This is a genomic window from Halomonas cibimaris (assembly GCF_039537045.1).
Classification (GTDB): domain Bacteria; phylum Pseudomonadota; class Gammaproteobacteria; order Pseudomonadales; family Halomonadaceae; genus Vreelandella; species Vreelandella cibimaris.
This window is the reverse complement of the sequence record NZ_BAAAZT010000071.1, coordinates 12,687-29,985: the sequence shown is the minus strand read 5'-3', so window position 1 is coordinate 29,985 and position 17,299 is coordinate 12,687. Positions and strand designations below refer to the sequence as shown.

The following is a 17,299-nucleotide window of genomic DNA, read 5'->3' as shown; positions in this document are numbered from 1 at the left end:
GCCGGTAGGAAAACGCCCATTCTAGGTGAAATGGCCGTGTGCGTCAGGCCAGAGGCCGCTGTCAGACCTCCCGGGGCGGCCGGCAGACAGTGATGTATAGCGGGGCGTTGTCGCGCAGGGTGCGCATGGCGTCGACCACGGGCTTGCCGGTGGCGTCATCCAGCGGCACCAGCTCGCGGGAATCGCAGTTGAGCAGATAGGGCCTCGGCGTTACCACATCAGGGTAGTGGCGCTTGAAGTGGTAGATAATCAGCTCGGTTACTGAGGTCTCATCTCGCATTTCGGAGGTGAGGCTATCGCGATCGACCACGCTGAAGGCGTTGACCATGGGATAAACAAACGTCCAGGGGCGCCAAACGGCGCTGCCGCGCTCGGTGGAAATGACCACCGCACTGTCCGGCAGCTGGTCTTTTTTGTTGTCAAACCACTGGTATTCGGCGCTGACCTGGTAGCCCAGAATCCCCAGCCCGGCGCAGGCCGGTACCAGCCACTTGGGCAGTCGTTTACCGCTGAGTTGACGCAGGAAAAGGCCGATACCCGCAGCGGCAAGGCCAGAGAAAACGGCGGCGATCAAATGCCAGATCATGGACATATCCTTGTAAGAGCGCGTAGTTACGCGACAAGCGTAGTGCGGTGACCGAAAGGGTATACAAACGCAGACGCGGTGAAAACACAAAGCGCACGGAAAGAAGGCGGGCTTCCGTATGGAAGCCCGCCCGGTTAGTGCTGATCCGTATCAGTGTGGTGCCCTCATGGGTCAGTGCTGGCTCAGATGGGGTGCGTTACCGGCCCCTTTGGGGTAGCGCACGCTTTCCACCAGCAGCTGGATTTCCTTGGGCGGTGCCGCCGTAACGCTGGAAACGGCGAAGGCGACGGCGAAGTTCATGATCGCCCCCAGCGCCCCGAAGGACTGCGGGGAAATACCCATCACCCAGTTTTCCGGCGTGTTGGCCAGCATGTTGGTTTCCGGGATAAAGAACCAGCCCAGGTAGGTGAAGATATACAAAAGCGTGGTCAAAAGCCCGGTGAGCATACCGGCGACGGCGCCGCGGTTGTTGATGCGCTTGGAGAAGATGCCCATCATCAGCACCGGGAACAGCGATGCACCGGCGATACCGAAGGCCAGTGCCACGGTCTGCGCGGCAAACCCGGGCGGATTGAGCCCCAGGTAGGTGGCGAGCAAAATCGCCCCGCCCATGGAAATTCGCGCGGCGAGCATTTCGCCTTTTTCGGTGATGTTGGGGTTGATGGTGTTTTTGATCAGGTCATGGCTTACCGCCGAGGAAATGGCCAGCAGCAGGCCAGCCGCGGTGGAAAGGGCCGCGGCGACCCCGCCGGCGGCAATCAGGCCGATCACCCAGGGCGGCAGGTTGGCGATTTCCGGGTTGGCCAGTACCAGGATGTCGTTGTTGACCGAAAGCTCATTGCCTTCCCAGCCCCGCGCCTGGGCGGTATCGGCAAAGGCTTCGCTTTTGTCGTTGTACATCTGGATACGGTCGTCGCCGTTTTTATCCTCGAACTGGATCAGGCCGGTGTCTTCCCAGGAGCGAATCCAGCCGGGGCGATCTTCGTAGAGAATGGGGTTTTGTGCGGCCGTGTCGTAGTCTTCGGTCTGCTGGGCCATGTCAGGATAGACCGTGGTGACCAGGTTAAGCCGGGCCATGGAGCCAACGGCCGGCGCGGTGACGTACAAAAGCGCGATAAACACCAGCGCCCAGCCGGCTGACCAGCGCGCATCCGCCACCTTGGGCACGGTGAAAAAGCGGATGATGACGTGGGGCAGCCCGGCGGTACCTACCATCAGCGACAGCGTAAACAGCACCATGTTGAGCTTGTTGTCCACATCAGCGGTGTAGGCGTTAAAGCCAAGCGCGGTGACCACTTCGTCGAGCTTGTCGAGCAGCGGCATGCCGGATTCAGCGTGGGTGCTGAACATGCCAAACATCGGAATCGGATTGCCGGTCAGGTGCATGGCAATGAACACCGCCGGGATGGTGTAGGCGATGATCAGCACCACGTACTGGGCGACCTGGGTGTAGGTAATGCCCTTCATCCCGCCGAATACGGCGTAAAGAAAGACAATCAGCGCCGCAATCCAGATGCCGGCGGTGTTGGAGACTTCCAGAAAGCGCGAAAAGGCCACGCCTGCCCCGGTCATCTGGCCGATAACGTAGGTGGTCGAGGCGATGATCAAACAGACCACGGCGATCAGGCGCGCGGTGTCGCTGTAGAAACGGTCGCCGATAAAGGCCGGCACGGTAAACTTGCCGAACTTGCGCAGGTAGGGGGCCAGCAGCATCGCCAGCAGCACGTAGCCGCCGGTCCAGCCCATGAGATAGGTGGAGTTGGCATAGCCGCCCGCGGCCAAAAGGCCGGCCATGGAAATGAACGACGCCGCCGACATCCAGTCGGCCGCTGTGGCCATGCCGTTGGTGATGGGGTGAACGCCGCCGCCGGCAACGTAGAAATCCTTGGTGGAGCCGGCACGCGCCCAGATGGCGATACCAATGTACAGCGCAAAGGATGCGCCTACAAAGAGAATGTTGATGATGAACTGATCCATGCTGGCTTACTCCCCGAGGCTGTATTTCGCGTCAAGCCGATTCATCTTCCAGGCATAGAAGAAGGTCAGCGCAATAAACGTCAGAATGGAGCCCTGCTGGGCAAACCAGAAGCCCAGATCGGTCCCGCCGACAGGGATACCCGCTAACAGCGGGCGCAGCAGGATGGCACAGCCGTAGGACACAAAGGCCCAAACGACCAGGCAGCCTAGAATGGTACGCACGTTAGCTCGCCAATAGGCGGTAGCGTTGGTGGTGTCATCTGTCATGGCGTGGTTCTCCGCTTGTGATTGTTAGGTTGGAGCAAGCCGGCGCCGTCCGACAGCAGCGGATAGTACCGGTACGCCGTCCCAGCGCGACGTGTTTTTATAGTGGGCAAAAAACGCCGGAAAGAAATCCAGACTTTGGTCTTGACACCAAGGTATCAGCTTCCCGGCCGGGGCATGGCCCTGCCCGGGCGCGCCCGCTGAAACGGCATGTGACGATGGTATAGGTGCCGAAGGGGGGTATAGCGTCAATACTGATGCCATCTGCTTTTTTGCCGTCGAGGGCGCCATGGTCGATGCCGATCTGTCTCAGCCACCTTTTTCCCTGCTTGACGCGGCAGGGCGTGAGCATGCCCGGCGAGGAATGGAGCTTGCCTGTTTCAATCGCGGCGAGGTAATGCTGGATACCGGCCAGGCCGGCGAATACTTGTACCTGGTGCATCGCGGAGAGGTCGCCGAGGTGGACCCAACGCTGCCGGACGGCGCCGCGCGTATCGGTCTTTATACCGCCGGTGATGTGTTTGGCGCCATCAGCATGATCAACGGCCAGAGCCGCTATCGCTTCATCGCCGAGCAGGAATGCCTGTGCTATCGCATCCCTCGGGTGCTGTTTCAGCAGCTGTGCCGGGCCTGCCCGGAGTTTGACGCCTACTTTCGTCAGTCGCTGGCGCGCAAGGCTCAGCGGCTGATGGAAAAGCGTGCCCAGGGCGGGGTAACCATGGCCGGGTTCATGCTGGCAAAGGCGAGCGACTGCATGCGTACGCCCCGGCGGATACGTGCCGATAGCGATATTGCCGCTGCGGTCACACAGCTTAACCGCCACCACGCCGACAGCCTGCTGGTGGAGGGCGACAGCGGCCTGGGCATGCTGACCAAGACCGACCTGCTCAACGCCATGGTGGTGGAAGAGGCCTCACGGCAAAGCGCGGTAGGCGGGCTGGCGCGCTATTCGCTGGTCACGGTCGCGCCGGGGCAGTATCTGTTCGAGGCGCTGGTGCTGATGACGCGCCATCGGATCGACCGGGTAGTGGTGCTGGACGGACAGACGCCGGTGGGCGTGGTCGAGCTGGCCGACGTGCTGAGCTATTTTTCCAGCCGCAGCTACGTGGTGAGCCTGCAGGTAGAGCAGGCCGCCGACTTGCCGGCGCTGGCCGCCGCCAGCCGGCGCACCCCGGAGCTGGTCAGCGCGCTGATGGCGCAAGGCGTCAAGCTGCGCTTTGCCATGGAGCTGCTTGCCGCACTCAACGGCCGTATCATCCACAAGGCCTGGACCTTCTGCGTCGAAGAGGCTTACCGCAGCGCCAGCTGTTTGGTGGTGATGGGCAGCGAAGGACGCGGCGAGCAGATTCTCAAGACCGACCAGGACAACGGCCTGATTCTGGAAGACGATCTCGACTGGCCCGCTGTCGGCACCACCACAGAGCGCTTCAGCGAGGCGCTGGCCGCGCTTGGCTATCCGCCCTGCCCGGGCAACATTATGGTGTCCAACCCCGAATGGCGGGGCAGCGTCAGCCAGTGGCAGGCGCGCATTGCCCGCTGGGCCGCCGACCGCGACGGCGACAGCCTGATGAAGCTGGCGATTATGCTCGACGCTCACGCCGTGGCCGGCAATCCGGCACTGCTGGCGCGCGTGCGCGAGACGCTGTTTGAGCACTGCGCCGAAGACGAGCTGCTGCTGTCCTACTTTGCCCGGGCGGCGCTGCGCTTTTCGACGCCGCTAACCCTGTTCGGCTCGTTGAAAAAGCCCCAGCACGGCATTGATATCAAAAAAGGCGGTATTTTCCCCATTGTTCACGGCGTGCGCACCATGGCGCTGGAACGGCGCATTGCCGCCACATCGACGTTTGCCCGGCTGGACGCGCTGGTGGCGGATGGCCGGCTGAAACGCGGTTTTGCCGACGACGTGGGCGAGGCGCTGTCGCTGTTCAGCGAGCTCAGGCTCAAAGGTCAGCTGGAGGCCGATGAAGCAAGCGGGCAGCGCGATCGGGTGGTCGTCCAGGCGCTGTCGTCGCTGGAGCGCGACCTGCTGCGTGAAGCCATGCATATCGTCAAGGACCTCAAGCAGCGGCTGTCGCACCGCTATCATCTGGAGTATTCCTGAACACGGCGCTATTGGTGGGACAATGCCCGCTGTTGTTACACTAGCGGGGCTATCATGGCGGCAGCGGCGGTGTCGTTGCCGCGCTTTTCCTTTCCCATTAATCGCACAGACTTCCTATGCCGCATTCCGACCCCGTGCAACGCTACGAACCCGTCGCGCCGCCGACGCCCGATGCCCCGTCCGCCGATGACGTGGAGCGCAAACGCCAGTTCAACAAGCTGCAAAAGCGTCTGCGCCGCCAGACCGGCCATGCGATTATCGACTATCGCATGATCGAGGAGGGCGACAAGATCATGGTGTGCCTGTCCGGCGGCAAGGACAGCTACACCATGCTCGACATGCTGCGCAGCCTGCAGCGCAGCGCGCCGGTGCGCTTCTCGCTGGTGGCGGTCAACCTTGACCAGAAGCAGCCCGGCTTCCCCGAGCACGTACTGCCTGACTACCTGGACGGGCTGGGCGTGGACTATCATATTCTTGAGCGCGATACCTATTCGGTGGTCAAGGAAAAAACGCCGGAAGGCAAGACCACCTGCGCGCTGTGCTCGCGGCTGCGCCGGGGCTCGCTGTACGGCTTTGCCGAGGAAATCGGCGCCACCAAGATTGCGCTTGGCCACCACCGTGAAGATATTCTGGAGACGCTGTTTCTCAACATGTTTTTCGGCGGCAGCCTGAAAGCCATGCCGCCCAAGCTGCTTTCGGACGACGCCAAAAATATCGTCATTCGGCCGCTGGCCTACTGCAAGGAAGCCGATATCGCCGAGTATTCCCGGCAGATGGCATACCCGATTATTCCCTGCAACCTGTGCGGCTCCCAGCCCAACATGCAGCGCCAGAACGTCAAGGCGATGCTTGACGAGTGGGACAAACACTACCCCGGCCGGCTGGAAAGCATGTTCAAGGCGGTGACCAACGTAGCGCCTTCCCAGCTTGCCGACCGCAAGCTGTTTGACTTTGCGCATCTGGAAGCCGAGCAGGAAGACGCGCTCGCCGGGCGCATCCAGGCGCTCAACGTGGGATAGAGCGCATCGCTAAGCGGCGTGTCGGGGGTAGCCATTTTTCGCGGATTAAAGTCCGCTCCCACAAAACCCGCGCCCTATTGTTTGAGAGCGGCCGGGCCGAGCTAAAACGCGCCGGCTTTTCGGGTAGCGGTGTGGGAGCGCAATTTATTGCGCGAATGCGGTCGGGGCTATCTCACGAAGACGCCGCTTCCTGGGCTTCTTCCTCGGCCAGGGCAAGAAGGCGTGGCATCCCCAGAATATTGACCTCGCGGCCGGAGACGGCCACCAGCTTCTGCGTTTGAAAGCGGCTTAAAATGCGGCTAACCGTTTCCACCGCCAGCCCTAGGTAGTTGCCGATGTCCGCCCGGGACATGGACAGCCGGAAACTGTAGGGCGAGTAGCCCCGGCGGCGAAAGCGATCGGAGAGGGTGACCAGAAAGCTGGCCATGCGCTGATCGGCGGTCTTGCGTGACAGCAGGCGCATCATGCGGCGGTCATCGCGCAGCTCCTTGCTCATGCTGCGATACAGCTGCACGCGCAGCTCCGGCAGCTGTTCGGAGAGCAAATCCAGGCGGTCGAAGGGAATCTCGCAGACGGTGGTGGTTTCCAGCGCGATGGCGCTGCCCGGGTAGCGCTCTTCATCGATGCCGTCGAGCCCTACAAGTTCGCTGGGCAGGTAGAAGTTGGTGAGCTGGTCATTGCCGCCGCCTTCGATGGCAATCTGCTTGAGACTGCCCGAACGAACGGCAAAAACGCTGGTAAAGATGTCGCCCTGACGAAACAGCGGTTCGCCTTTCTTGAGCGGGGCGCGACGCCGGATAATGGCATCGAACTGATCCATATGCTCCAGCTCAAGGGCAAGCGGCAGGCATAGCGAACTCAGGCTGCAGGTCTGGCAGCGAGTTTCGTGCAGCATGGGGCGCCGACGGCTGAGTTGTTCCGGCATGGAATCCTCCGTGAAGTAGGTCACGGGGGTATTATGGGAGCAAGCGCAGGGGGGCCACAAGTCGCCGGCGGCGCTTTGCCGCTAACGATGCGCGTCGAAGGCCCGAGCCAGCCGATGAAGCACGAGCCGTCCGTTGGGCGTAGCGCTGAGTATGTTGCCCTGGCGTTCGATGAGCCCGTCGCGCTGCGCTTCGCTCAGCCGGGCAAGGGCCCCGGCAAAATAGCGCGGCGCGTCGATCGCGAAATCCCGGCCCAGGGCTGTCAGGTCCAGCCGGGCATCGCACATTAGCCGTTCAATGGCGGCGTGGTGTAGCCGGTCGTCGCGGTCCAGATGGAAACCGCTCACCGTGGCGAGCCGGCCGGTGTCAAGGGCGCTGGCGTAATCGCCGAGCCGAGCGGGGTTTTGCGCGTAGGTGTGGCCGATGCGCGACGTGGCTGATATACCAAGGCCCAGCAGATCGCAATGCCCGTGCGTGGTGTAGCCTTGCCGGTTGCGCCCCAGCGTCTGCTGTTGGGCCGCTACGGCCAGGCGGTCGTCCGGCCGGGCGAAGTGATCCATGCCGATGTGCACATAGCCTGCCTGGACAAGCCGCTCAATGGCGATCTGCAGCATGGCCAGGCGGTCTGCGGAGGAGGGCAGCGCGGCGTTATGAATGCGCGGCTGGCGCGGGCCGCGCCGGGGATGATAGGCGTAGTCCTGCAGGGAGATACGCGCCGGGTTCAGGGCGATGATCTCGGTCAGGGTCTCAGCGAAGCTGTGCCGTGTCTGGGAAGGCAGGCCATAGCTGATAGCCAGGTTCAGCGAGCGAAATCCCAGCCGATGGGCTTCTTCCATCAGGGTTTCGGTCATAACGCGCGGCTGATGGCGGCGAATGGCCTGCTGCACGTCGGGATTGAAATCCAGCACCTCAAGGCTTAGCCGATTAAACCCCAGCACTTGCAAGTGGCGCAGGGTAAAAACGTCGGCCTCTCGCGGGTCGATTTCGATGGCGTAGTCGCGTTCCGGCGACGACGACAGCCCGAAACGGGCATCAAGCCGGTCGAGCAGATCGCTCATCTGGGCAAGGGTCAGAAAGGTCGGCGTACCCCCGCCCCAGTACAGCTGTTCCACCGGGCGTGCGCTGTCCAGGTGCCGTGAGGTGAGCACCATTTCGCGGTCCAGCCGAGACAGGTAGGGCTCGGCCCGGGAGGTATCGCGGGTGATAATGCGCGGGCAGGTGCAGTAGCCGCAGCTTTGGCGGCAAAAAGGCACGTGCACATACACAGACAGCCCGCGGCCGCTGGCGTTGCTGTGCTCCAGCGCCCGGCACAGGTCGTCACCGCTGAACGTAGCGTCAAACGCCTCGGGGTTGGGATAGACGTGATAGTGCGACCCGCCGGCGGCATAATGGCGGTGTAGGGCGTCCTGGCGGGCAGCAGTCAGCGCTGCAATATCGACAGACGAAGGGGCAGCGCTGGCCATGGCAGACAACTCCGGTGGGAAAGAACGCGACGGTGATAGCGTTATCCTAGCCGTGGCCGGTGATGAAGGAGTTGAGCTATATCAATTAAGCGCCGTTCATTGCGGACATGCCGGCCATGCGATAAAGCGACCATAGCTGCCACAGGGCAAAGCCGATGATGCTAAGCGCGGCGACGGTGCGGGTGGCCGGATGGCGAATCAGCGCGCTGAGCTGGCGTGCGGCAAGGCCTGTGGCCAGCAGAGCGGGCAGGGTGCCAAGGCCGAAAGCGCCCATTAGCAGCGCCCCGCGCCCCGGTTCGGCAATCGCCAAGCTCCAGGCCAGCATGGAATACACCAGCCCGCAGGGTAGCCAGCCCCATACCGCGCCCAGAGCGAACGCCTGGGGTACTTTGACGACCGGCATCAGCCGCCGGCCGAGCGGTTCGATGTGGCGCCAGAATCGTCGGCCCACGGCCTCGACTTTCAAAAGGCCTTTCCACCAGTCGGCGATATAAAGCGCCATTAAAATCAGCATCACAGCGGCGAACGCTTGCAGTATCACGCGGGTGGCCGGGGCAAGCGAGAACACCGTGCCCAGGCTGGCGACCAGTGCACCGGCAATCATATAGCTGCAGATGCGTCCGAGGTTGTAGCTCAAAAGCAGCCCGGACAGCCTGGCCGGGTGGCGCATGCTGGGCGGAACGGCAAAGGTCAGCGCGCTCATGATGCCGCCGCACATGCCGATGCAGTGGGCACCGCCCATCAGCCCAAAAACGAAGGCCGCCAGCAGCGGCGGCAGCTCAAGTCCGGCGGGGTTCATGGTGTTTTGTCCTCTTTTGCCTGCCGGCGCCGCTCGCGTGCGGCCTCGGCGTTGTGCCGGCGGCGTTCGCGCTCGTCCGGTGTCAGGTCGTTTTCATCCTCGTCAAAGAGAATGCGATACGCCGGGCCTTCCAGGTCATCGAACTGGTTGTTCTTCACTGCCCAGAAAAACGCCCAGACGGCGATGCTCAAAAACAGCAGCGATATGGGAATCAGCAAATACAGAATTTTCATGCGGCCACCGGAGACGGAGAAGAGACAGAAGGCGCCGGGCGAGTTTGCCAGCGCGTCAGGCGCAAAGCATTGCCCACCACCACCAGCGAGCTTGCCGACATGCCGATGGCGGCAAGCCAGGGCGGCACTACGCCAACGGCGGCAAGCGGCAGTGCAGCGGCGTTGTAGCATACCGACCACACCATGTTCTGGCGCATGATACGCCGCGTGGCACGGGCTATTTCAACCGCCTCGGCAATGCGCAAAAGCCTGGGGCTTAACAGCACGGCATCGGCCCGGGTACGGGCAAGGTCGGTGGCGCCGTTCATGGCAATGGCGACGTCGGCGCCGGCAAGCACCGGCACATCGTTGATGCCGTCGCCGATCATCGCCACGCTTTCTCCCTCTGCTTGCAGCGTCTGAAGGCGCGCAAGTTTGTTTTCCGGGCTTTGGCCGGCGTGCCATGTGGCGATGCCCAGCGCCGCGGCGAGTTCGCTTACCGCCGCGGCGGTGTCGCCGGAAAGCAGCTCAACCTCAAGCCCGTGGGCTTTCAGCGCGGCCACGGTGTCGGCGGCGTCTTCCCGCACCGCGTCGTGTAGCCGAAACCAGGCCCGGGGTGCGGCGTTTTCAGTGAGCAGCAGCCACTGGCCGTCGTCGGGGGCGGCCGGGCGTGCGTGGTTGGGGCTGGCCGGGTCGTGACAGGCAAAGGCCGGCTTGCCCAGCCGCCAGCGCCGGCCGTCAATGCGACCTTCGAGCCCCTGGCTGGTGGTGCTGTGGATATCAACGGCGCTAAGCGTGGCATCGCGGAAGGGCGCAAACGCCCGGGCAATGGGATGCTCCGAGCGGGCTTCCAGCGCGGCCGCCAGCGCCCGGGCGCGCTCAGCGGTGAGGTCGTCGGTAAGCGGGCGAGTGTCTACCAGCTGCATTTCGCCCCGGGTGAGCGTGCCGGTCTTGTCGAAAATGACCCGGTGCGCGGCGGAGAGGGTTTCCAGGGCATCGGCCCGGGTGACCAGCACGCCGCGCCGGCGCAGCTGGCCATGCCCGGCGGTGAGCGCGGTGGGCGTGGCCAACGCCAGCGCGCAGGGGCAGGTGACCACCAGCACCGAGAGCATCACCCAGAGCATGCGCGACGGGTCGATAAACCACCAGACTACCGCCACAGCAGCGGCCACCATCAGCAGGCGCAGAACGAACACGTGGGCCATGCGCGCCGCCATCTGCGCAAGCCGGGGGCGGCTGGCAAAGGCGCGATCGGTCAGGTCGAGTATCCCCGCTACCCGAGCATTGGCGCCGGCCCGGGTAACGCGTATCACCAGCGGATTTTCCATGTTCTGGCTGCCGCCCACCACACGTTGCCCCACGCAGCGGGTGACCGGCAGGTATTCGCCGGTAAGCATGGATTCGTCCAGGCTTGACTCGCCCTGTTCGATCACGCCGTCAGCGGGAACATCGTGGCCGGGTTTGATCAGCACGCGGTCGCCCTCGGCAAGACGGTTGGCGGGCACAATGCGCTCGCTGTCGTCGTCTTCCAGGCGCGTGGCGGAGGTGGGCAGCACGCCGCTCAGGGCGTTACCGCTTTGGCCGTTGCGCCGCCGTGCCCGGGTCTCGATGTAGCGGCTGAAGAGCAGAAAGAAGGTAAACATCGCAACGGAGTCAAAGTATACCTCGCCGTCGCCGGTGATAACGGCCCAGGCGCTGGCAAGGTAGGCGCAGCCGATGGCAATGGACACCGGCACATCCATGCCCAGCGCGCGGGTTTTCACGTCGCGCCAGGCGTTTTGGAAAAACGGCTGGGCGGAGAACAGCACCACAGGCGTGGCCAGGGCAAAGGACAGCCAGTGGAACAGCGCGTAGAAGTCGGCCGACATGCCGTCGCGGCCGGCGAAATAGATGGGGATGGAAAACATCATCACCTGCATCATGCCCACGGCGGCGACGATCAGCCGGCGAACGGTCATGCGCTCTTCGCGCTGAAGGCGTTTTTGCGCCTGATCCGGCTCGTAGGGCTGGGCGACGTAGCCGATGGCGGCCATTTCCGCGAGCAGCCGGGAGAGCTTGATGCGCGCCGGGTCCCAGGCAATGCGCAGGCGGTGGTGGGTAAGATTGACCGCGCTTGAGGTAACGCCGGAAAGCGCGTTGAGCCGATGTTCAATCAGCCAGGCGCAGGCCGCGCAGGTAATGCCTTCCACGGCCAGGGTGGCGTGGACGCGGCCGTCGTCTTCGGCATGAACGAAACTTGCCTGCAGCTCGGGGTCGTCGAATACCGCCCAGGTATCGGCGCGGGCGGTTGTCTGCTCGTCGGGGCGCTCGGGCAGTTCGGTGCGAAAACGGTAGTAGCTTTCCAGCCCGCCTTCCACAATCGCATGGGCCACGGCCTCGCAGCCCGGGCAGCACAGCGGGTGCTTCTCGCCGTCGAGCTCGATGTGCCACGGTGCCCTGTCCGGCACCGGGCTGCCACAGTGATAGCAGTCAGCGGATGCGGCCATTAGCTCTCCGCGGGGCTTTCGGCTTTTTTCGTGCGACCGCCGGGATGCAGCCTGATGCGCTTTTCCGTGGGCAGGCGGGCTTCACCGATCAGCCGCCACTCGGGGTCGTCGGCCACAGGCTGCAGCTGCAGGTACCAGCGGTACTGCAGGTTATCCGGGCCCTGGGCGAGATAGCGGCCTTCGCGCACGTGTTCCAGCACGAAGGTTTGGTCGTGATCGCTTTCCGTTGGGAAAATAAGCTTCAGCTCAAGCTCGTCAGGCCGGCGCGCGCCTTCCAGATCGAGCACGATATCGCGGGTTAGCGGATCGATACGCAGATCGCCGGCAAGGCGCAGCTCGCGGGCACGGTTTTGCTTGGCCAGCACCATGTTGATGGCTTTACCGTGCTTGTAGTAGTCGTCTTCGATGACGCCATCGTAGTATTTGATCGAAAAGATCGCATACGTGGTGCCAAACGCCACCGACGACAGCAGGATGCTGATCAAAAACCACGGCCAGAACTGCTTGTACCAGGGCTCGTAAAGCGTTGAATGCTCGGTATCCGATGCGGGGTCGCGGGCCATCGTGACTACCTCAGGTTGCCGATGAAGCGCGTGTCGCGCTCAAGTTGAATGCTGCCGTCGCTTTCGGCTTCGAGCGTAAGGGTGATGGCATGGCTGGGTTTTTCAATCACCTCGGGGTCGGCCTTGATGGTGACCACGGCCTGGCGCGATTCGCCTGCCGGTACCGCAATGCGCTGGCGGTCGAGCGACAGTCCGGGCAGCCCGGAGACGCTCAGGCGATAGGTATGATCGATGCCGCCCAGGTTGCGTACGGTCAGGCTGTAGACGTTGCTGATCTGGCCGTCGTTTGTCATCTGATAGAGCTGGGTGCGATCACGCTCGGCGTCGAAGTCCAGCGGCGTGCGATCGCCTACCGCCCAGACAAAAGCACCGATCATCACGGCGAGGGCGATGAAATAGCCGATCAGCCTGGGCCGCAGGATGTGCGTTTTCTTGCCTTCCAGCGAGTTTTCCGTGGTGTAGCGAATCAGCCCGCGAGGGTAGCCCATTTTGTCCATGACGCTATCGCAGGCGTCAATGCAGGCGGCACAGGTAATGCATTCATATTGCAGCCCGTTGCGGATATCGATGCCTGTGGGGCACACCTGCACGCACAGATCGCAGTCAATGCAGTCGCCGTAGCCGGCTTCTTTTACCTGTTCGTGAGACAGGCTTTTCTTGCGCTTGCCGCGCGGCTCGCCTCGTGCAGCATCGTAGGACACAATCAGCGTATCGCGGTCAAACATGACGCTCTGGAAGCGGGCGTAGGGGCACATGTAGATGCACACCTGTTCACGCAGCCAGCCGGCGTTAAGGTAGGTAAATACCAGAAAAAAGCCCACCCAGAAGTACGACCAGCCGTTGGCGCTGAGCGTTGCCAGATCGGGAGCGAGCTGGCGAATGGGGGTGAAATAGCCCACAAACGTCAGCCCGGTCGCCAGCGATACCAAAAGCCAGGCGGCGTGCTTGGCAGCCTTGCGTTTGAGCTTGTCGGCATTCATCGACTGTTTGTCGAGCTTCATGCGACGATTGCGCTGCCCTTCAGTGCGATGCTCGATCCAGATGAAAAGAAACGTCCACACGCTTTGCGGGCAGGTGTAGCCGCACCAGACGCGGCCGGCGAACACGGTGATGAAAAACAATCCGAACGCGCAGATGATTAAAAGCCACGAGAGCAAAGCGAATTCCTGCGGGTAGAACGTCGCGGCGAAGATATGGAATTCGCGGTCAGGCAGATCAAACCAGACCGCCGGACGGCCGCCGATGTTGATCCACGGCAGCACAAAAAACGTAAGCATCAAAGCCCAGTTGGCGCTGCGCCTGACCTTTTGAAACAGTCCTTTGATTTCGCGCACGTAAATGTGGCGGCGTCTGGCGTACATCTCTTGGGTGGCGGGCCGTTCGGCAGGCGTGTGATGTCCTACCGGATCCGGTGTGACGTCTTGGCTAGGAATCTTGTCCATGGCGGTATCGCAGCTCAGAAAGGCAGAAAACAAGAGGGAGTAACAGCTTGCCACAGCAGGCTATCATTTACGCTAGTGTACTGGATTATGCATGGAAAAAGGGTGCGGCCCCCGGCCGCACCCTTTTTTCGCTTCCCTTGCTTGCCGGGGCAGCGGTGATCAGTCGTCGTAGCGCAGACTGTACACGTAGGCCGCCACCAGGTGCACCTTGTCCTCGCCGATGTAGGCTGCCTGAGCCGGCATGTGACCGTTACGGCCGTTACGCAGCGTCTGGCGAATGGAGTCGGCAATCGGCTGGCCGGGCTGCTGGTACAGCCAGGTATTGTCGGTCAGGTTGGGCGCACCCAGTGCGGTGTTGCCGGTGCCGTCGGGCCCGTGACAGGCTGCACAGACCGACATGAAGGTGCTTTGACCTTTTTCGGCACGGGCGCTGTCATGGTCTTCGCCGGACAGCGAAAGCACGAACTGGGTCAGATTTTCGATGTTTTCCTCACCCAGCTGCTGCCAGGACGGCATCAGGCCGTTACGTCCGTTATTGAGCGTCATGACGATGTTTTCCGGCTTGCCGCCGTACAGCCAGTCGTCGTCGGTCAGGTTGGGAAAGCCGTAGCCGCCCTTGGCGTTGGAGCCGTGGCAAACGGCACAGTTGTTGAGAAAGATGCGCTCGGCAACCTGCATGGCCTCCTGGTCTTTTGCCAGTTCCGGAATGGGCACCTGCTGATACTGCTCAAAGATCGGCGCGAAACGCTCTTCGGCCTGTGCGACTTCCTGCTCCCACTGGCTTTCCTGAGACCAGCCGAGCAGCCCGGCAAAGTTGCCAAGCCCCGGATACAGCACCAGATAGCCCAGTGAAAAGATGACGGTGCCAACGAACAGCTGAAACCACCACTTGGGCAGCGCGTTGTCGTACTCCTCGATACCGTCCGCGGCGTGGCCGGTGGTTTCCACGTTGCCATCAGCGTCGGGCGTTTTGTCGGTGCGGCGATTGGCAAACAAAAGCCAGGCGCTGAGCCCGATGGTGCCCAGCGAAATGATAATGATCCAGGCACTCCAGAAGCCGGAGAGGGAGTCACCCCATAGATAGCTCATGTATTTTTGTCTCCCTTGTCTTGGCGGGACTGTGCGGCGTCTTCTGACGCGGCAGGCTTGTCGCGGGCGGGTGGCTCGTCATCGTCGTCGGCGAAGGGCAGGTTGGCCGCTTCGTCGAAGTCCGGCTTGCGGCGTTTGGAGTAGGCCCAGCCGATAATACCTACGAAAGCAATGAGCAGGACTAGCGTGACGACGCCTTGAAAATCTCCCGAATCCATAACTTATCGAGTACCTTTCAGCACGGTGCCCAGCTGCTGGAGGTAGGCAATCAGCGCGGTGATTTCCTGGGTGCCCTCCACTTCAGCCGTGGCGTTTGCAATCTGCTCGTCAGTATACGGAACACCCAGCGTTTTCAGCGTGCGCATCTTGGCGGAGATGTCCTCGCCGTCCAGGGTGTTTTCGAAAAGCCAGGGGTAAGCCGGCATGATGGACTCCGGCACCACATCGCGCGGGTTGTACAGGTGGGCGCGGTGCCAGTCGTCGCTGTAGCGACCGCCGACGCGAGCCAGATCCGGGCCGGTTCGCTTGGAGCCCCACAGGAAGTTGTATTCGTAGACCTGCTCGCCGGCGACGCTGTAGTGGCCGTAGCGCTCGGTTTCGGCGCGGAACGGGCGAATCATCTGCGAGTGACAGCCCACACAGCCTTCACGGCGGTAGATGTCGCGGCCTTCCAGCTCCAGCGCGGAGAGGGGCTCAAGCCCCTCGACCGGCTCGTTGACCTGCTTTTGGAAAAAAAGCGGTACCACCTCGGCCAGGCCGCCGAAACTGATCACAACCAGGATCAATACGGCAAGCAGGCCTACGTTTTTTTCAACAATCTCGTGTTTCATCGGTCTTCACTTTCCCGGTTAGGCGGCTTGCGGTGCCGGCTGCTCGCTGACAGATTCGCGGCGCTTGACCGTCATGTAGACGTTGTAGGCCATGATCAGCATGCCGGTGACCCAGAACAGGCCGCCGATAAGGCGGACGAAGTAGCCCGGTGCGCTGGCTTCAACGGCTTCGACAAAGGTGTACATCAGCGTGCCGTCAGGATTGATCGCGCGCCACATCAGGCCCTGCATGATGCCGTTGACCCACATGGAGGCGATGTACAGCACGGTGCCGATGGTGGCCAGCCAGAAGTGCACGGCGATCAGGTTGATGGAGTGCATCTCAACGCGGCCGAACAGGCGCGGAATCAGGTGATACATCGAACCGATGGTGATCATGGCCACCCAGCCAAGCGCCCCGGCGTGTACGTGCCCGATGGTCCAGTCGGTGTAGTGCGACAGCGCGTTGACCGTCTTCACTGCCATCATCGGCCCTTCGAAAGTCGACATGCCATAAAACGACAGGGCTACCACCAGAAAGCGCAGAACCGGATCGGTGCGCAGCTTATGCCAGGCTCCGGAGAGCGTCATCATGCCGTTGATCATGCCGCCCCAGGACGGTGCGAGCAGAATGATCGACAGCACCATGCCAAGCGACTGCGTCCAGTTGGGCAGTGCTGTGTAGTGCAGGTGGTGCGGGCCGGCCCACATATACACCATGATCAGCGCCCAGAAGTGGACGATGGACAGGCGATAGGAATAGACCGGGCGCTCGGCCTGCTTGGGCACGAAGTAGTACATCATGCCGAGAAAGCCGGCGGTCAAAAAGAAGCCCACGGCGTTATGCCCGTACCACCATTGCACCATGGCATCAACGGCCCCGGCGTAGATGGAGGTAGAATACATCGGCGTGACCGGCAGCGCGGCGTTGTTGACGATATGCAGCACGGCGATGGTCAGAATGAACGCGGCATAAAACCAGTTCGCCACGTAAATATGCGAGGTCGTCCGCCGCTTGATGGTCATCAAAAAGACCGCAGCGTAGGAAATCCACACCACGGCGATCAGGATGTTGATCGGCCATTCGAGCTCGGCGTACTCCTTGGTAGTGGTATAGCCCATCGGCAGAGAGACAATGGCGGCGACGATTACCGCCTGCCAGCCCCAGAACGTAAAGGCGGCGAGCTTGTCGGAGAAAAGCCGCGCCTGACAGGTACGCTGAACGACATAGTAGGACGTGCCGATAAGCGCCGAGCCGCCAAAGGCGAAGATAACGGCGTTGGTGTGCAGCGGACGCAGGCGCCCGAAGCTTGTCCAGGGCAGGCCGAGGTTGAGTTGCGGCCAGACCAGCTGGGAGGCAATGATGACGCCAAGCGTCATGCCGATAATGCCCCACACAACGGTCATGATCGCGAACTGCCGAACTACCTTGTAATTGTAGGTCGGATGTTCCAGTGCTGTGTTCATTTTATGTTCCCATCGAACGCGGTTAGGGGGTACCTCGTACAGAGTATACTTTGTACGAGTGCGGCCACCCGCTTGATGATGCAGGTCAATATTCACGGT

16 protein-coding genes are annotated in these 17,299 nt (G+C 62.1%); 2 read left to right on the top strand and 14 right to left on the bottom strand.

Annotation, left to right across the window (positions count from 1 at the left end; all coding sequences use genetic code 11):
- Window positions 1-61: 61 nt before the first annotated feature.
- The 3 genes from ABD654_RS08275 to ABD654_RS08265 all read right to left on the bottom strand — a co-directional run bounded on the left by ABD654_RS08275 (window position 62) and on the right by ABD654_RS08265 (window position 2,830).
- Window positions 62-586 carry a hypothetical protein gene (locus ABD654_RS08275; protein WP_344704133.1) on the bottom strand — a complete coding sequence of 175 codons (525 nt, stop codon included), beginning with the start codon at window positions 584-586 and terminating at the stop codon, window positions 62-64.
- Window positions 587-757: 171 nt separating this feature from the next.
- The gene (locus ABD654_RS08270) at window positions 758-2,563 is read right to left on the bottom strand and encodes a sodium:solute symporter family protein (RefSeq protein ID WP_344704131.1); all 1,806 of its coding nucleotides are present in this window, start codon (window positions 2,561-2,563) and stop codon (window positions 758-760) included.
- A gap of 6 nt (window positions 2,564-2,569) precedes the next feature.
- On the bottom strand, window positions 2,570-2,830 hold the full coding sequence (locus ABD654_RS08265) for a DUF4212 domain-containing protein (protein WP_344704129.1): 261 nt from the start codon (window positions 2,828-2,830) through the stop codon (window positions 2,570-2,572).
- Window positions 2,831-3,116: 286 nt separating this feature from the next.
- Between ABD654_RS08265 and ABD654_RS08260 the strand changes: the two genes are divergently transcribed.
- Together ABD654_RS08260 and ttcA are read left to right on the top strand one after the other, a co-directional pair.
- Complete coding sequence (locus ABD654_RS08260; protein WP_344704127.1) at window positions 3,117-4,928, top strand: DUF294 nucleotidyltransferase-like domain-containing protein; 1,812 nt, start codon at window positions 3,117-3,119, stop codon at window positions 4,926-4,928.
- 116 nt (window positions 4,929-5,044) lie between these two features.
- Complete coding sequence (ttcA, locus tag ABD654_RS08255; RefSeq protein WP_344704125.1) at window positions 5,045-5,947, top strand: tRNA 2-thiocytidine(32) synthetase TtcA; 903 nt, start codon at window positions 5,045-5,047, stop codon at window positions 5,945-5,947.
- A 172-nt stretch (window positions 5,948-6,119) separates the two neighbouring features.
- On the opposite strand, the gene fnr is transcribed toward ttcA, so the two are convergent.
- From fnr to ccoN, 11 genes are all read right to left on the bottom strand, one after another.
- Window positions 6,120-6,872, bottom strand: a complete 753-nt coding sequence (fnr, locus tag ABD654_RS08250; protein WP_344704123.1) for a fumarate/nitrate reduction transcriptional regulator Fnr — start codon at window positions 6,870-6,872, stop codon at window positions 6,120-6,122.
- Between the two features lie 81 nt (window positions 6,873-6,953).
- The gene (hemN, locus tag ABD654_RS08245; protein WP_344704121.1) at window positions 6,954-8,333 is read right to left on the bottom strand and encodes an oxygen-independent coproporphyrinogen III oxidase; all 1,380 of its coding nucleotides are present in this window, start codon (window positions 8,331-8,333) and stop codon (window positions 6,954-6,956) included.
- Window positions 8,334-8,418: 85 nt separating this feature from the next.
- Window positions 8,419-9,132 (bottom strand): sulfite exporter TauE/SafE family protein, encoded by a 714-nt coding sequence (locus ABD654_RS08240; RefSeq protein WP_344704119.1) that lies wholly within the window; start codon window positions 9,130-9,132, stop codon window positions 8,419-8,421.
- Window positions 9,129-9,365, bottom strand: coding sequence for a cbb3-type cytochrome oxidase assembly protein CcoS (ccoS, locus tag ABD654_RS08235; protein ID WP_344704117.1), 237 nt, complete (start codon window positions 9,363-9,365; stop codon window positions 9,129-9,131). The genes ABD654_RS08240 and ccoS overlap by 4 nt, the downstream gene beginning before the upstream one ends.
- Window positions 9,362-11,830, bottom strand: a complete 2,469-nt coding sequence (locus ABD654_RS08230; protein ID WP_344704115.1) for a heavy metal translocating P-type ATPase — start codon at window positions 11,828-11,830, stop codon at window positions 9,362-9,364. Before ABD654_RS08230 ends, ccoS begins: the two co-directional genes overlap by 4 nt.
- Complete coding sequence (locus ABD654_RS08225) at window positions 11,830-12,393, bottom strand: FixH family protein (RefSeq protein ID WP_344704113.1); 564 nt, start codon at window positions 12,391-12,393, stop codon at window positions 11,830-11,832. Before ABD654_RS08225 ends, ABD654_RS08230 begins: the two co-directional genes overlap by 1 nt.
- 5 nt (window positions 12,394-12,398) lie before the next feature.
- Window positions 12,399-13,835, bottom strand: coding sequence for a cytochrome c oxidase accessory protein CcoG (gene ccoG, locus ABD654_RS08220; RefSeq protein ID WP_344704111.1), 1,437 nt, complete (start codon window positions 13,833-13,835; stop codon window positions 12,399-12,401).
- Between the two features lie 159 nt (window positions 13,836-13,994).
- A complete protein-coding gene (gene ccoP, locus ABD654_RS08215) occupies window positions 13,995-14,924 on the bottom strand; it encodes a cytochrome-c oxidase, cbb3-type subunit III (protein WP_344704109.1) in 930 nt (309 codons plus the stop codon).
- Window positions 14,921-15,142, bottom strand: a complete 222-nt coding sequence (locus ABD654_RS08210; RefSeq protein WP_344704107.1) for a cbb3-type cytochrome oxidase subunit 3 — start codon at window positions 15,140-15,142, stop codon at window positions 14,921-14,923. The genes ccoP and ABD654_RS08210 overlap by 4 nt, the downstream gene beginning before the upstream one ends.
- A gap of 3 nt (window positions 15,143-15,145) precedes the next feature.
- Window positions 15,146-15,754 (bottom strand): cytochrome-c oxidase, cbb3-type subunit II, encoded by a 609-nt coding sequence (ccoO, locus tag ABD654_RS08205; RefSeq protein ID WP_344704105.1) that lies wholly within the window; start codon window positions 15,752-15,754, stop codon window positions 15,146-15,148.
- Window positions 15,755-15,772: 18 nt separating this feature from the next.
- Entirely contained in the window at window positions 15,773-17,200 is a 1,428-nt protein-coding gene (gene ccoN, locus ABD654_RS08200) for a cytochrome-c oxidase, cbb3-type subunit I (RefSeq protein WP_344704103.1), read from the bottom strand.
- Window positions 17,201-17,299: the final 99 nt, after the last annotated feature.

Coding starts and splice junctions, on each gene's coding strand:
- ABD654_RS08260 (WP_344704127.1), top strand. CDS start 3,117: ATGGTCGATGCCGATCTGTCTCAGCCACCTTTTTCCCTGCTTGACGCG.
- ABD654_RS08275 (WP_344704133.1), bottom strand. CDS start 586: ATGATCTGGCATTTGATCGCCGCCGTTTTCTCTGGCCTTGCCGCTGCG.
- ABD654_RS08230 (WP_344704115.1), bottom strand. CDS start 11,830: ATGGCCGCATCCGCTGACTGCTATCACTGTGGCAGCCCGGTGCCGGAC.
- hemN (WP_344704121.1), bottom strand. CDS start 8,333: ATGGCCAGCGCTGCCCCTTCGTCTGTCGATATTGCAGCGCTGACTGCT.
- ABD654_RS08265 (WP_344704129.1), bottom strand. CDS start 2,830: ATGACAGATGACACCACCAACGCTACCGCCTATTGGCGAGCTAACGTG.
- fnr (WP_344704123.1), bottom strand. CDS start 6,872: ATGCCGGAACAACTCAGCCGTCGGCGCCCCATGCTGCACGAAACTCGC.
- ABD654_RS08240 (WP_344704119.1), bottom strand. CDS start 9,132: ATGAACCCCGCCGGACTTGAGCTGCCGCCGCTGCTGGCGGCCTTCGTT.
- ABD654_RS08210 (WP_344704107.1), bottom strand. CDS start 15,142: ATGGATTCGGGAGATTTTCAAGGCGTCGTCACGCTAGTCCTGCTCATT.
- ccoP (WP_344704109.1), bottom strand. CDS start 14,924: ATGAGCTATCTATGGGGTGACTCCCTCTCCGGCTTCTGGAGTGCCTGG.
- ttcA (WP_344704125.1), top strand. CDS start 5,045: ATGCCGCATTCCGACCCCGTGCAACGCTACGAACCCGTCGCGCCGCCG.
- ccoN (WP_344704103.1), bottom strand. CDS start 17,200: ATGAACACAGCACTGGAACATCCGACCTACAATTACAAGGTAGTTCGG.
- ccoG (WP_344704111.1), bottom strand. CDS start 13,835: ATGGACAAGATTCCTAGCCAAGACGTCACACCGGATCCGGTAGGACAT.
- ABD654_RS08225 (WP_344704113.1), bottom strand. CDS start 12,393: ATGGCCCGCGACCCCGCATCGGATACCGAGCATTCAACGCTTTACGAG.
- ABD654_RS08270 (WP_344704131.1), bottom strand. CDS start 2,563: ATGGATCAGTTCATCATCAACATTCTCTTTGTAGGCGCATCCTTTGCG.
- ccoS (WP_344704117.1), bottom strand. CDS start 9,365: ATGAAAATTCTGTATTTGCTGATTCCCATATCGCTGCTGTTTTTGAGC.
- ccoO (WP_344704105.1), bottom strand. CDS start 15,754: ATGAAACACGAGATTGTTGAAAAAAACGTAGGCCTGCTTGCCGTATTG.